This is a genomic window from Streptomyces sp. NPDC087859 (assembly GCF_044742595.1).
Lineage (GTDB): Bacteria > Actinomycetota > Actinomycetes > Streptomycetales > Streptomycetaceae > Streptomyces > Streptomyces canus_F.
Genome location: NZ_JBIUUU010000035.1, coordinates 1 through 13,859, shown reverse-complemented (window position 1 = coordinate 13,859; position 13,859 = coordinate 1). Strand labels below are relative to the sequence as shown.

General features: G+C 69.9%; 13 protein-coding genes. 4 read left to right on the top strand and 9 right to left on the bottom strand.

All coding sequences use genetic code 11. The features are described 5' to 3' along the window. Nucleotides 1–124: 124 nt before the first annotated feature. Genes ACIOHP_RS48270 through ACIOHP_RS48250 form a run of 5 tightly spaced genes read right to left on the bottom strand, consistent with a single transcriptional unit; the run spans nucleotide 125 to nucleotide 4,723 of the window. A complete protein-coding gene (locus ACIOHP_RS48270; RefSeq protein WP_401897980.1) occupies nucleotides 125–1,135 on the bottom strand; it encodes an alpha/beta hydrolase fold domain-containing protein in 1,011 nt (336 codons plus the stop codon). Next, nucleotides 1,125–1,523: a metal-sulfur cluster assembly factor gene (locus tag ACIOHP_RS48265; RefSeq protein WP_401897978.1), complete on the bottom strand. Its 399-nt coding sequence runs from the start codon at nucleotides 1,521–1,523 to the stop codon at nucleotides 1,125–1,127. Before ACIOHP_RS48265 ends, ACIOHP_RS48270 begins: the two co-directional genes overlap by 11 nt. After that, nucleotides 1,520–2,596, bottom strand: coding sequence for an amidohydrolase family protein (locus ACIOHP_RS48260; RefSeq protein WP_401897976.1), 1,077 nt, complete (start codon nucleotides 2,594–2,596; stop codon nucleotides 1,520–1,522). The genes ACIOHP_RS48265 and ACIOHP_RS48260 overlap by 4 nt, the downstream gene beginning before the upstream one ends. 46 nt (nucleotides 2,597–2,642) lie before the next feature. Then, entirely contained in the window at nucleotides 2,643–3,065 is a 423-nt protein-coding gene (locus ACIOHP_RS48255; protein WP_401897975.1) for a heme-binding protein, read from the bottom strand. Next, nucleotides 3,062–4,723 (bottom strand): GMC family oxidoreductase, encoded by a 1,662-nt coding sequence (locus tag ACIOHP_RS48250; RefSeq protein ID WP_401897973.1) that lies wholly within the window; start codon nucleotides 4,721–4,723, stop codon nucleotides 3,062–3,064. Before ACIOHP_RS48250 ends, ACIOHP_RS48255 begins: the two co-directional genes overlap by 4 nt. A 472-nt stretch (nucleotides 4,724–5,195) precedes the next feature. Here ACIOHP_RS48250 and ACIOHP_RS48245 point away from each other — a divergent pair, with 472 nt between their 5' ends. The 3 genes from ACIOHP_RS48245 to ACIOHP_RS48235 are packed head-to-tail and all read left to right on the top strand — an operon-like array spanning nucleotide 5,196 to nucleotide 7,895. Further along, nucleotides 5,196–6,494, top strand: coding sequence for a Rieske 2Fe-2S domain-containing protein (locus tag ACIOHP_RS48245; protein ID WP_401897971.1), 1,299 nt, complete (start codon nucleotides 5,196–5,198; stop codon nucleotides 6,492–6,494). Nucleotides 6,495–6,501: 7 nt separating this feature from the next. Further along, the gene (locus ACIOHP_RS48240) at nucleotides 6,502–7,467 is read left to right on the top strand and encodes a PDR/VanB family oxidoreductase (protein WP_401897970.1); all 966 of its coding nucleotides are present in this window, start codon (nucleotides 6,502–6,504) and stop codon (nucleotides 7,465–7,467) included. Next, a complete protein-coding gene (locus ACIOHP_RS48235) occupies nucleotides 7,464–7,895 on the top strand; it encodes a nuclear transport factor 2 family protein (protein ID WP_401897968.1) in 432 nt (143 codons plus the stop codon). Before ACIOHP_RS48240 ends, ACIOHP_RS48235 begins: the two co-directional genes overlap by 4 nt. Nucleotides 7,896–7,932: 37 nt before the next feature. On the opposite strand, the gene ACIOHP_RS48230 is transcribed toward ACIOHP_RS48235, so the two are convergent. Next, nucleotides 7,933–8,565 carry a TetR/AcrR family transcriptional regulator gene (locus tag ACIOHP_RS48230; protein ID WP_401897966.1) on the bottom strand — a complete coding sequence of 211 codons (633 nt, stop codon included), beginning with the start codon at nucleotides 8,563–8,565 and terminating at the stop codon, nucleotides 7,933–7,935. Between the two features lie 343 nt (nucleotides 8,566–8,908). Next, on the bottom strand, nucleotides 8,909–9,244 hold the full coding sequence (locus tag ACIOHP_RS48225) for a helix-turn-helix domain-containing protein (RefSeq protein ID WP_401897965.1): 336 nt from the start codon (nucleotides 9,242–9,244) through the stop codon (nucleotides 8,909–8,911). Nucleotides 9,245–9,330: 86 nt separating this feature from the next. Between ACIOHP_RS48225 and ACIOHP_RS48220 the strand changes: the two genes are divergently transcribed. Next, a complete protein-coding gene (locus tag ACIOHP_RS48220; protein ID WP_401897963.1) occupies nucleotides 9,331–13,005 on the top strand; it encodes a family 78 glycoside hydrolase catalytic domain in 3,675 nt (1,224 codons plus the stop codon). 289 nt (nucleotides 13,006–13,294) lie between these two features. Here the strand turns inward: ACIOHP_RS48220 and ACIOHP_RS48215 are convergent, their stop codons facing one another. After that, nucleotides 13,295–13,426, bottom strand: a complete 132-nt coding sequence (locus ACIOHP_RS48215; RefSeq protein ID WP_401897960.1) for a hypothetical protein — start codon at nucleotides 13,424–13,426, stop codon at nucleotides 13,295–13,297. Between the two features lie 75 nt (nucleotides 13,427–13,501). Further along, a complete protein-coding gene (locus ACIOHP_RS48210) occupies nucleotides 13,502–13,714 on the bottom strand; it encodes a hypothetical protein (protein ID WP_401897957.1) in 213 nt (70 codons plus the stop codon). Between the last annotated feature and the right edge of the window lie 145 nt (nucleotides 13,715–13,859).

Below are 13,859 nucleotides of genomic sequence, written 5' to 3'. Positions count from 1 at the left end.
CAACCGGACAGCGCATCGGCACGAGACGCCTGGAGGGACGATGAGGCGCACGATGCCGTGAGTCGGACGTGAGTCACGGCGGTGGCAGCGGAGCGCGGCCGATACGTCGTAGCGCCATGCTGTGTCAGGCGTTCCACGGATCCGTTCGCAGGTGGCGGTCGAAGAAGCGCTCGATCAGCGCGGGGGTCAGCCGCACGGAGCCCTCGGCGTCCGGGAAGCGTGAGGACCGAACCGTGGCCGTCATGGGGTTCAGTTCCCAGGCGCCGGTGTTGAGGAGGCCGTGGTCGGCGCCGTGCACCAGCAGCAGATGGGATTCGGCGCCCGCCGCCACCAGGGTGTCGTGGAGGCGGCGGCTCTGGGCCGGGCCGATGAGCAGGTCGGCGTCGCCGTGCAGGAGAAGCACGGGCGGCACCCGCGGGTGGGCCTGCCGGGCCGGGCTGGCCTCGACCGCGGCGGCGGCCCGGTCCGCCGGCGGGCCGCCCAGCAGACCCCACACCGGATCGGAGTGATCCACGCCCAGCATTCCACCGGGCAGCGCGTCCTCATTGAGCCGGAGCAGATCGGTCGGGGGATAGCCGGCCACCACCGCGCGTACGCCGGGCATCGCGGGGGAGCCGTCGGCGTCGGCGGCGAAGGCCGTGAGCAGCGCGAGGTGCGCGCCGGACGAGCTGCCCCACAGGCCGATCGACGCCGGGTCCAGGCCGTGGGTTTCCGCGAGGTCGTGCAGATGGCCCAACGCGGCCTGGACGTCGTGCAGTTGGGCGGGCCAGACGGCGACCTCGGAGGAGCGATACTCGATGTCCGCCATGGCGTAACCGCGTTCGGCGAAGAGCCGGGGCAAGTGGGGTCCGTAGCCCCTGCGTTGATGCCGCCAGCCGCCACCCGCCAGCCACACGATCAAGGGGGTGGGGGCCGTCGCGGACTGCGGTAGGTACAGATCCATCCGCAGTTCCGCGCCCGGTGCCACGTCGTACGCGATGTCGCGCACCACCCGGACGGGAGTCGGGTCGACCTTCTCGGGTGGTAGCGGTGCCTGGCTGAGCCCTTCCATGAAGCGGCCCATGACGGCGGCGTTGTTCGCCGCCACGGCCATCGGGTCGGAGGTGTGCGGCTGCTGCGAGGTCTCACTGGTCAACGGCTGGTCCTGTCCTGGGCTTGGCGAGAAGCGGGAGCGCACGGCGTTTGTGTTCACGGTGTTCGTCGAGCCGTTGTCGGTAGTGCGGTGCGAGCCGGTCCGATGTCCAGTCGAAGTCGTCCGCGAGCCGCACGTCCACCGCGGAGACACCGGCCAGAGCCGTGAGCCGGACCTGGGCCTCGCTCGCGAACGAACCGATGAGCACGCAGCTCGGCTCGGTCACGCCGACGGTGACCGCGACGCGCTGACCGCCGGCGCCGTCGTCCTGTACGCGAACGTCACCGACGAGTCCCATGTCGTCGAGTCCGGCGGGGACTCCCGCGGTGATGCTGCACGGATCGACGATCTCGTTGAGCGTCGCGCGGACCTGGGCTTCCGTGACCGTCATCGGGCACCGGCCAGTACGTCGTCGACCGGGGCGACCCGTCCGCCCCACGGCTCCCGGAGTTCGGTGGTGTCGAACTCGTCGCCGCGGATGCGCTCCCGGAGGTCCTTCTCGTCGATGCCGTGCATCCGCAGGAAGTTGCGGCCGAGGATGTCGGCCTTGATCTCCTCGGTGAGCTCGGGCATCCCGTACTCCTCGATCAGGTCACGGGGCATCTCGAAGTTCCAGAACGCCTCGATCGCCGGCCGGGGATGGACGGCGTCGCAGCCGGTCGCCCAGATGATCCGCTCGGCCGCACCGGCCTGCAGGAAAGCACCCATCGCCTGGGCGAAGCGACGGGGCGCGTAGACCGCCATGAACGACGTGGCCTCCAGGTTGACCCATATGTTGCGGAAGGACTCCAGCTGAAGGGCCGTCTCCTCGACGAAGGCCATGCCGCCGTGGACGACCTCGAAGGTGAGGTCGGGGAAGGCCAGCGCGGCGGCTTCCACGTCGCTCATCCCGAGGGCGGAGGTCGGACCGGGCCCGACCGGGAGGGCCTTGTGGATGGCCACGACCTTCAGACCGTGCTGCCGGGCCCGCTCCAACAGCGGGAAGCAGACCTCCGGGTCACCCATGTCCAGCGCGGTCACCCGGCCCTCGACGACGTCGATCGGATAGAGCTTGAGGGCGTTGACCCGATGCTTCTCCACCAGTTCGTCCACCCGGTCCAGGGCACCGGGGCGCAGCGGGGACACCGCGCCGTAGATCAGCACGCGCTCCGGCCACTTCTCGCGCATCTCCAGGCCGACGCTCAGCGCCGAGCCGCCGTCCCGGAAGTGGCCGTAGATGGGCGTCTCGTGGTAGGTGATCACGTCGGTCTGGCTCTCCGCGAGCAGGGCCCGGCCGATGATGTCAGCGCCCGCGCCCTGCATGTAGGTGGAGCGTTCGAGGGTGTACTCGGGGCCGCTGACCCTCTTGTGCAGGCCGTAGAGGTGCTCGGCGATGGCCGCCCCGATGTGCGGGTTGACGCAGTTCTCGGGGCGGAAGTTGTAGTTGTGGGCCACGCCCTCGACGACGAGGAAGTCCTCGATCACGGTCGTTCTCCTTGGGTGTCACGGGTGTCACGGGTGGCAGAGGTGCTCACGCGATCAGGTCCTTGAGGCCTTCCAGGGCGCGGGCGGCGAGTCGTTCGTCGGTCCCGGCGTCGGCTCCGCCGATGCCGACGGCGCCGATGACCTCGCCGTCGTCCACGGTGATGGGCATCCCGCCCGGTACGGCGAGGAGGGCGGGGTCGACGAGGTGCACGGGCGCGACGGCCATCGCGGGGGACGCGGCGAAAGCGGCGAACTTCGAGGTCGGCAGGCCGGTGACGGCGGCGGTGTAGGCCTTGCGGCGCGCGGTCTCGATCCCGATGGGGCCGACTCCGTCGTCGCTGAGCAGCACCTTGGTGATGCCGCTGCGGTTGACGACCGCCACGCAGATCCGCGCGCCCTCGGTCCGGGCCGCATCCAGCGCGGCCTCGGCCGCCCCGTACGCGATGGCGTAAGAAAGCGGCTCCCTCATCCCGCGCTCCTCTCATGGAGCGGGGCACCGGAGGCTGCCGGGATCCCGCGGATCAGGTCGGAGGCCTTCTCCGCCACGGCGATGACGGTGGCGTTGATGTTCGCGCCGGGCACGGTCGGCAGCACCGACGCGTCGACGACACGCAGCCCGTCGATGCCGAGCACCCGCAGCTCGGGGTCGACGACCGCGGGCTCGGAGGTTCCGATGGCGCATGTGCCGCAGGCGTGGTTGGCGGAGTAGCCGGTCTCGCGCAGATAGCGTTCGAGGTCGGCGTCGGTGCGCACGTCGGTGCCCGGTGCGAGCTCCGCCCGGATCATCGGGGAGGCCTCAGGGCTGCGCAGGATGGCCAGCGTGGTGCGCACGGTTTCCCGCAGCGCGGCGATGTCCTCCGGCTCGGTGAGCAGGTTGAACGTGATCCGCGGCGGGGCGGCCGGGTCGGCGGAGCCCAGCCTGACCTCGCCGCGGCTGCGGGGGGTCGCGACGGCGTTGAGGGCCACGCAGTGCCGGTCCTTGAGCGGCCGGATGCCGGGGAACCAGGGGCGGGCGTCGAAACCGCCGCCCAGGATGCCGAGGAACCCGTCGGGTCGGTCCAGGTCGGGGCGGGTGCGAATGTACGCGGAGAGGAACTCGGGCATCCCGGCCAGTGGGCCGTTCCCGGTGAGGAACCAGCGGAGCGCGCCCACCGCGGCGCGGTCGAGGCGCAGGTGCTCGTGGAAGGTCACCGGATCCTTGACGTCGAACAGCACGGGTGCCGCCGGGTGGTCCTGGAGGTTGGCGCCGACGCCGGCCAGGTCCGCCACCGGTTCGATGCCGTGCTCGCGCAGGTGATCCGCCGGTCCGATGCCCGAACGCATCAGCAGCTGCGGCGAGTTGTAGACGCCCGCGCAGACCACGACCTCGCGAGTCGCCCGGATCACCCGGCTCTGTCCGCCGTTCACGACACGGACGCCCGTCGCTCGTCCTTGGTCGATCATGAGCGTGTCCACCAGCACCCCGGTGAGCAGGGCGAGGTTGGGGCGTCGCCGCAGCGCGGGGCGCAGGTATGCGGCGGCGGTGCTGTGCCGTCGTCCGCGGTGGATGGCGTTCTCGACCTGGCCTGCTCCGGTGGGGTCCCCGCTCTGGGTGTCGTCGGGGAACTCGATGCCCAGCGATCGGGCGGCGCGGTCCAGACGGCGGCCGAAGGGACCTCGCCGGACCGTGGTCGACACGGTGACGGGTCCGTACCCGCCGTGGTGCTCGGTGTCCCCGCGCCAACTCTTCTCCGAGCGGCGGAAGTACGGCAGCAGGTCGTCCCAACCCCAGCCCGTCGCACCGGACTTGACCCAGTCGTCGTAGTCGAGGCGGTGTGCGCGGACATGGGTCGAGCCGTTGATCGATCCGGTGCCGCCGACCAGCCGGCCACGCGGGACCGGGATACGCCTGCCGTTCAGGCCCGGCTCGGGCTCCGACTCGTAACCCCAGCCGATGCCTTTTCGTCCCGACAGCAGCCCGACCCCGAGGGGCAGCTGAACAAGCAGGCCGCGGTCCGCGGGCGGGCCGGCCTCGATCAGCAGCACCCGTGTCCCGGTGTCCGCGGACAGGCGCGCGGCGAGGACGCAGCCGGCCGTACCAGCGCCGACGACGACGTAGTCGTACTCGGTGCCGTGCCCGGTGCTCATGCGGAGAGTCCTGTGGTGGGTCCGGACATCTCGTCTCCTTCGGCTCTGGAGGGAACGCGCGCTGGAGGAGCTGCGGAAAATCGCGGGGAGGCGGTCGCCGGCTCGGCACGTCTCTCAGGTGTTGTCGCGAGGTGTGGCGGAGTCCGTGAGCGGGTCGTCACCTCGGTGCCGGGTCACCGTAACAAGGGCGTCCGGTGATCCGACAGGGGTCTGCAAGTAATTCATCAAAGCAGGTCGGAGTCATTGACAGTTTTTCATCAGAGCCGTACAACGGCATGAACGCCTCAGGGGCGCACACCGCTCGCGGTGCCCGTCCGCCCCTGTCCGAGCGTGCCGGAAGGGCCGCCGCACGCTCGTGCCACAACGCCTGGCGACAGCGCGAAGCAGCCTCGACCGCGGGCTGTCCGACCCCCACCCCTCGAACGGTCCTCGTACACGCGTCCCCTGCCTCAACGCCGAGGAGATGGTCCACATGACAGACACGACCGTGACCGACACGGGAACCGGCTACGGCCGAAAGCCCTCCTCCCACGACGCCCGCCTGACCGAGGTCGGCCCCGGCACCCCGATGGGCGAGGCGCTGCGCCGCCACTGGCAGCCGATCGCCAGCTCCACCGCCCTGAACAGCGACGTTCCGCACCGCGTACGCCTGCTGGGCGAGAACCTGATCGTCTTCCGGGACGGCCAGGGCCGCCCCGGCGTCGTCTTCGAGCGGTGCGCGCACCGCGGCAGCAGCCTCTTCTACGGCCGCATCGAGGAGGACGGCATCCGCTGCTGCTACCACGGCTGGAAGTTCGACGTGCAGGGCCACTGCCTGGACCAGGCCTGCGAACTCGACGGCGGCAAACGCCGCAACCTCGCACGTCAGCCGTGGTACCCGGTGGATGAGGCCTACGGCCTGGTCTTCGTCTACATGGGCCCGCCCGGGCACAAGCCCCCGCTGCCGCGCTACGACAGCCTCGAACCCCTGGGCGAGGGGGAGAGCTACCACACCAGCTGGATGGTGCCGGGCGCCGAGGTCATCGGCCTGGAGCAGGACTACAACTGGCTCCAGCTGTTCGAGAACGCCGTCGACCCCGTGCACGCGGCGTGGCTCCACTCCAACCACAGCGGGTTCCAGTTCCAGGGCACCGGAACGACCGGTTTCCCCGAGCACTACTACGACCACCGCACCGCTGCCGAGCGCACCACATACCACCGCACCGACAACGGCGTCAGGTACATCTGGCGCTACCAGGACACCAAGGGCGAGGGCGGCGCGCCCATCGACCTGGAGTGGTCGGTGGAGTGCATGCTGCCCAACATCATCGCCCTGCCCGACTTCATCCGCTCGACCCCCGACGTCCGCAACGACATGCTGATCTGGGTCGTCCCCGCCGACGACACCCACCACCGGCTGGTCTTCGCCGTCCGTTCCGCCGACCCCGAGCGGGCCACTTCCTTCATGTTCGGCATCAAGCAGAACGGCAAGGACGGCTGGCTGCTCAGCGAGGAGGAGAAGCAGCGCTTCCCCGGCGACTACGAGGCCCAGTGGTCGCAGGGCCCCATCACCCAGCACTCCGAGGAGACCCTGGCGCCGTCCGACAAGGGCGTCGTCATGCTCCGGCGCATGCTGCGCACGATGCTGGACGACGTCGAGGCCGGACGCACCCCGCTGGGCGTCGCCACCCCCGGCGAGCCGGTCCGCCGTGTGGAGGCCGGCCTCTTCACCCGGCCGGAGACGCCCGCGGGGACGGACCGGGCGGCAGCGCCCACAGCGGCAGGGGGGTGACCGAAGCGTGAGCACCACCTGGACGGACGCGGTCGTCGTGGCCCGCTACGACGCCACGCCGAGAATCGCGGTCTTCGACCTCGCCCGGGCCGACGGCGACGAGCTCTGGGAGCACGAGCCCGGCGCCCACATCGACGTACAGGTCGGTACGGCAGGACTGATCCGGCAGTACTCCCTGTGCGGGCCACCGGGCATCCGCAAGCAGTACCGGCTCGCGGTCCTCGACGAGCCCGCCTCGCGCGGCGGCTCACGCGCCATGCACGCCCTCGCCGAGGGCGACACGCTGCGCATCGCCGCACCGCGCAACCGCTTCGGCCTGACGTCCGCGCGCCGGCACGTGCTTCTCGCGGGCGGCATCGGCATCACCCCCCTGCTGTCGATGGCCCAGAGCCTCGACGCCACCGGGGGCGACTACCACCTGCACTACTGCGCCCGCAGTCGGAGTGAGGCCGCCTTCCTCGCCGACCTGGAGAACCACCCGCGGGTCACCCTCCACTTCGACGACGAGCCCCCTGAGCAACGCCTGGACCTGGGACGCGACTTGGGGGACCCCGCTCCCGGTACCGCGGTCTACGTCTGCGGGCCCAGCGGGTTCATGGACTACGCGCTGGGGCGGGCGGCCGAGCTCGGATGGCCCGCGTCCGCCCTGCACAAGGAGCGCTTCAGCGCCTCGTCGGCGGTCGCGGCCGAGCCCGGCGGGGGAGGGGAGGGCGGATTCACCGTGCGCCTGTCCTCCACGGGCGCGGAGTACCTCGTCCCCGAGGACCAGAGCGTCCTGGACGTCCTGCTGGCGAACGGCGTCGAGGCGCCCAACTCGTGCGGACAGGGCATCTGCGGCGAATGCGTCGTGCGGGTGCGCGCCGGTGAGCCCGACCACCGGGACGACGTCCTGACCGACGAGGAGCGCGGGGAGGGTCTGTTCACCCCGTGTTCGTCCCGGTCGAAGTCCCCGATCCTGGAGCTGGAGCTGTGACCACCTCATCGACCGTGGCGAAAGACCTCGCCGTCTCCGCCCCCGTCCCCGCCACGGTCGAGGAGGCCGAGGCCGCCTGGCGCGCGGCACAGACCCTCCCGGACCCGGAACCGACGCTCCGCGCCCTGATGCATCCCGACTGCGTGATCGTGCACTCGGCAGTGGGCTACATCCACGGCGTGGACGACTGGCTGGTGTACGCCGGCCGCCTGGGCCGCACCAGCCAGGTGGACACCTTCGACGTGACCGTCCAGAGGCTCGGCACCACGACCGTCGTCAGCTGCCTGCAGGAGATGCGGGTCGCCTTCGTACCAGACCTTGCCCCGTTTGTCATCCAGGCCGCTGTCACCCGGGTCTGGGTGCAGTCCCCGTCGGGCGGCTGGCAGCTGGCGCATCTCCACATGGCCCGGCGGCTGCCGCCCGGCTGAGCGGCGTGCGGATTCCCCCGGGGATCCGGTGGTCGCGTCAGTCCTGGGGCTCGCCGTCCACCGGCGAGTCCTCGTCCTGTGTCGTCTGTGCTGTCTGTGCCTCTTGTGTCGCCGTTGTCGATTCGGCGAGCGCGGAGACGATCCGGCCCACCTGCTCCGCGTAGTGGTCGATGAACTCCGGTGATTCGGGGTCCTGTTGGCCGAGTTCACGGGCGATCCACGGGATGGCCACCGGAGCGATCGAGGCTGCGAAGAAGACGAGGGCCACGGCCCCCACGTCGAGGTCGCTCCGGAATTCACCACGCGCCTGCCGCTCGCGGAGTTCCTCGACGTGTTTGAACAGTTCGGTGGCCCGCTCGTCCTCGGCGGGCGGGCGCGTGCCGGGCTCTTCGCGCGTCAGCGTGTGCACCCACCGCGGGTCCTCGTGCGCCCAGTGGACGTAGCGCCGCGCGGCATCCGCGAAGGTGCGGGCCTGGCTGACGCGCATGGACTCCTCGAGCCACTGCTCGCTCAGCGCCTCGTACAGCCCGCGTTTGCCCCCGAAGTAGTAGGTGATCAGCTGATGACTGACGCCGGCCGACTCCGCGATCCGCACGACCCGAGCCCCGTCGAAACCATGGGTGCCGAACTCCGTCGCGGCAGCGGACAGGATGGCCCGCCGGGTGCCCACCGGGTCGCGTTGACGACTGCGATCATCGGGGTGCCTTCGGCGCTGCTGCCTGCCGGACGACGCTCCCGACTTTCCTGATGTCGTCTCTTCCCCTGTCACACAGACGACCTTACCGGCGGCCCTATTGGACAGGCCAACTACCTGCGACGTCCGTTGTGCTCGTCGTCGCGGCGACGGTCGTGAGGCGGTGGGGCAGCACCTGCTTTGCTCGCTGCGGTCGGCGGCCGGTCTTTGGCTGCCCACGTGCCGCCGACCGCGGCCCCCGCTGTCGGCGTACAGGCGGGCTGCTGCTCGAACCGTTTGATCAGTGGGCGCTGCGGCGCACTGACTGTGGGATCCGTCGTCAGGCCGAACACTGCGACGCCACGGGGTCGACGACGTCGACGAGATGGAGTGCGGCCCACAGAATGCCCTGCTGTTGTTTGACGCGCCGCCCCAGCATCTCTTCCGCACGTCGGATGCGGTACACGACGGTGTTCTTCACGACGTCGAGCCGCGCCGCGGCCATCACGGGGCTGCAGTTTTCGAGGCGCCGCGACCCGAGTGTGGCTACCACGTGGCCCTCGCTGCGGAGGAGGCCGGAGTGGACCGGGTTGGTCGAGCGCGAGGTTGTCCCGAGTGCACCTGCTCCGGTGCACGTGGAGGACGTGACTCTCGGAGCCGGACTGAACCGAACCATTGTGCTCCGTCCGCGCCGTTCGTAAGCTTTCCACTTGGAAGGTATTGAATCGTTTCAAATCCTTCTGCTCACGAAAGGAACGATCCGTGGACGAGGACAACAGAAGTGTCCTGAGCCGCCGGCACATGATCGGCATCATGACCGCGGCGGCGGCCGGAGCCTCCCTGCCGCTCGCCCCCGCGGCGCATGCCCGGACTGCGGGCGGACGGGTTGCCGCACCGGCCGGGCTGCAGGTCAATTCCCGCACCGAGCCGCTGGGCACCGAGACCGAGCCGACCTTCAGCTGGGTACCTCCGGTCGCCAGGCAGAGCGCGTACGAGATCCGGGTCGGCACTCGCCCCGGCAGCGCGGACGTCTGGCGCAGCGGCAAGGTGGCGAGCTCCGACAGCACCGAAGTCGCCTACGGCGGCGGGGCTCTGACTGCGGAACGGGCGTACTACTGGCGGGTGCGGACCTGGGACGAGAACGGCACGCCCGGCCCGTGGAGTGAGCCCGCCAGATGGGAGACCGGGCTGCTGGGAGAGAGGGGCTGGTCGGGTGCGCAGTGGATCGGCGGGCGCCAGCCCCAGGACCACGACTGGCGAGACCTTGCCGCGACAGTCGTCTTCCGTGGCGGCGCAGACCCCGCCGCCGGCCTGTCGCTGCTGTTGCGCGCCGAACCCATCGGCAAGACCTGGGGTGAGGGCCTGAACTGGACCGTCAGGCAGAGTGGCGACGACATGCAGCTGTTCATGACCACCCGCCACTACGCCGGCAACACCTGGATCGACGACGGCACCTCCGAACCGGACTGGGGCGTGAACCACTACGACCCCCAGAGCGAGACCAACCCCACCACCGCGGGCACCCGCACCGTCCCCGTCGCGACGGTCACCCTCCCCGCCTCGACCGGCCTGACCAAGAACACCTGGGCCACCCGCGACCACACCGTCCAGGTCAAGGTCATGGGCCTCACCGTCACCACCACGGTCAACGGCATCGAGGTCGACAGCCGCACCCTCACCGGCGACCAGATCCGCCGCCACGGCAGCTTCGGTTTCGCCGGCGGCAGCAACGCGACCATCCGCAACGTTAAGGTGACCGGCACCGGCGCCTCCGACTTCGCCGTCGACCTCACCACCGGCGCCAATCCGTTCGAGGCCGGCATCGGCACGCTCTCGGGCCTGACCTTCCCGCCGAAGAACCCCTTCATCCCCGCCAAGAACGCGATTCTCCCCATCGCCAACCCGGCCCCTCTGCTGCGCCGCGCCTTCACCCTGCCCCGCGGCCGCCGCGTCGCCAAGGCCCGCCTGCACCTGAGCGCCGCCGGCAACGTCACCTTTACCGTCAACGGCGACCCCATCACCGTCGACGGCAAGCGGGCGACCCGAGACCACACCAACGTGCCCCGCCTCCTGACCGACCAGAGCACCTACGACCGCACGGTCCTGTACGACACCTTCGACGTCACCGCACTGCTCCGGGACGGCCGCGAGAACGTCGTCGCCGCCGAACTGGGCCGTGGGTGGTACGGAGTGACGACCCCTCAGGAGTGGTACTGGCAGCTCGCCCCCTACAGCGGCGCACCTCGCCTGCGCGCAAAGCTCGTCGTGACCTACACGGACGGCTCGGCCACCACCCTCGTCACCGACAAGGACTGGCTCACCGCGGACGGGCCCACGACCTTCGACTCGGTCTACTCGGGGGAGAAGTACGACGCCCGCCGCGCCGACGAGTTGGGGGAGTGGCGCTCGGTCGGCCATCGCACGGGCCGCGACTGGCGCCCGGCCACCGTGCTGATCCCGCCGGGCAGTTGCTCCGGACCGTCCCCCGAGCACCACGGCGCACTCCCCGCCACGACGATCCCCGACGGCTTCCGGCCGGCGACTGTACGCGCCCACGAGGCGGAACCGGTGCTGGTCAACAGGACCCTGCGCCCGATATCGCTCACCGAGACGGCGCCCGGCTCGGGCGTCTGGGTTCTGGACTACGGCCAGATCATGACTGGCCTCGTCCGCCTGTCCCTCACCGGCGTCCGCTCCGACAAGGAGGGCCTCACCCTCCGTATCCGGGGCGGCAACCGCGTCAGCGGCGGCGACGGCACGGCCGCCTCCCCGTTGTCGGTCGAGGAGGAGAACTTCCAGCACGACGCCAACCTTCAGACGCACTACTACACGCTGGGCCGCCGTTCGACGCAGACCTGGGAACAACAGTTCAGCCACTTCGGCTTCCGCTATCTGGAGGTCATGAACCTCGATGCCGTCCTCGGCCGCGCCCCCGACCTCACCCGGGACGCGGGTGTCCTGACCGTCGGCGTCGCCCGGACCGGCTTCGCCCGCACCGGCACCTTCACCACCGACAACGCGCTGCTCAACCGCCTTCAGCGCAACCTGGAGTGGGCCGAGCAGAACAACCTTGTGCAGAAGCCCACGGACACCCCGTCCCGGGAGAAGAACGGCTGGACCGGTGACGCCATGGCCAGCTCCGAGTCGCAGTCCCTCACCTGGGACGTCAACGCCCTCTTCTCCAACTGGCTGCGCCATTTCCCCGACAACCAGGTCTCCACCGGCCAGCTGCCCATGGTCGTCCCCGTCGCCAAGGGCGGATTCGGCTACGACCGCACGCCCGGCTGGAACGCCGCGTGGAAGGCGGTGCCCGCGTGGGACTCGGCGTTCTTCGTCATGCCGTGGGAGCTGTACACGTACTACGGCAACAGCAGCCTGTTCGCGGAGCTCTACGATCACCAGGACACGCTCCTGAAGTACTACGAGACGCTGTTCACCGCCGAGAGCGGCTACAAGTTCGAGGCCTCGCTCGGCGCGTACTCCGGTGCCGAGGCCCCCGGTAGCAACGCCGTCATCAGCCTCGCCTTCTACATCTACTTCTGCGACTACATGGACGAGGTGGGCCGAAGGCTGGGCCGCACCGAACGGGCCGCGCACTACGCGCAGTTGGCGCGTACTCTGCGCAAGGCGTTCATCGCCAACTACTGGGATGCGTCCAAGGGCTGCTTCACCCAGGGCAGCATCTCCAGCGAGAACGCCATGGCCATCGCCTTCGACCTGGTCCCCGGCTCCGACCTGGACACCGACGACCCCCGCTACCTGGCCGGCACCAAGACGCTCGCCGAGAACAACAAGGAACTGGCGAAGCTGCTCGCCGACCGGATTGTGGCCGCCGACCAGCACATCCAGAACGACATGTACGGCTCGCGCTACGAGTTCAACATCCTCAGTGAATACGGCTACACGGACATCGCGCTCAAGGCTGTCACCCAGACCGGCCTGCCCGGCTACGTGTACCAGATCGCCAAGGGCGCCACGTCCCTGTGGGAACAGTGGACCGACCGGCTCTCGGTCAACCACCACTACCGCTCCAACGTGGCCACTTGGTTCTACCAGAGCCTGGCCGGCATCAGGCCGACCTCAACCGCCTACGAGAAGCTGCGGATCCGCCCGTACGTCCCCTCGATCGCGGTCAACAGCCAGGTCCCGAACGGCGTCGACGACACCGACCTGTCACCCGCCACTCTCGACCACGTCAGCGCCTCGATCGACACGGTACGGGGGACGGTCTCCTCAGAATGGCGGAGACGTACGGACGGGAGGATCGAGCTCGCGGTGACGGTTCCGTACAACACCGAGGCCGAGATCTGGGTGCCCACCCAGGACAAGCCTGTCAGTGCGCCCCAGGGTGCCGCGTACGTCCGTGACGACACCTCCGGCGGTGCCGCGTACAAGGTGTACCGGGCGTGGGCGGGGTCGTACCGCTTCAACGCCTGACGAGGGGGGCCGGTGCCGGGCCGGCTGTCCCCGGCGTGTGCGGGCTGGATCACCGCGGCGTTTGCTCTGCGCGAAAGCGGGCCGCGCGGACGGGCGGCGGCCGACTTCACAGCACCGGTGAGGAAGCCGCCGCCCAGGGGGGAGTACGGCACGAAATGGATGCCCAACTCGGGGACGACTGGGGGAACGTCGGTTTCCGCGGCCCGCTGGAACACCCGGCGCCCGGTCTGTGGCACGGAGATCAGGCGGACGGCGTGGCCACCCTCCTCGAGTGCCGGGCTTCTCCCCCTCACTTCCCGGCCGAGGCACCCTCGTAGCGTTGAAGGAACTGCTCCACGAACGCGAGGGCCTCCGCGTGTCTGGTCGTCATGCCCAGGGTGTTCTCCATCATGAGGATCCGGCCGAGAGTGTTCGTCAGCATGAGCAGGACGGCCGGGGACACCTCGGGGGGTAGCTGAGCACCTGAAGTTTGCCCGTGATCTCGGACACTCGATGGTTATGCCGCGAGGGTGTGTTGATGCCGCTGCCTGGTCTCGGCTGGGGTGAGGTAGCCGAAGGTCTTGTGCTTGCGCAGGCGGCGGCGGTTGTAGAAGGTCTCGACGAAGTTGAAGACCTCGGCGCGGGCGGTGGCCCGGTCGGGCCAGATTCGGGGCCGATTTCCTCTTTGAGTAGTGCCCAGAAACTCTCCGCGGCGGCGTTGTCGAAGCATGATCCGGTGCGTCCGCAGCTCTGCCGCAGCCCCAACTCGCGTATGCGGTGGCGGAATTGGGCCGACGTGTACTCGCTTCCACGATCACTGTGTATGACGCAGCCGGGTTTCAGACCGGCTCGGCCGTGGGCCATGTTGAGGGCAT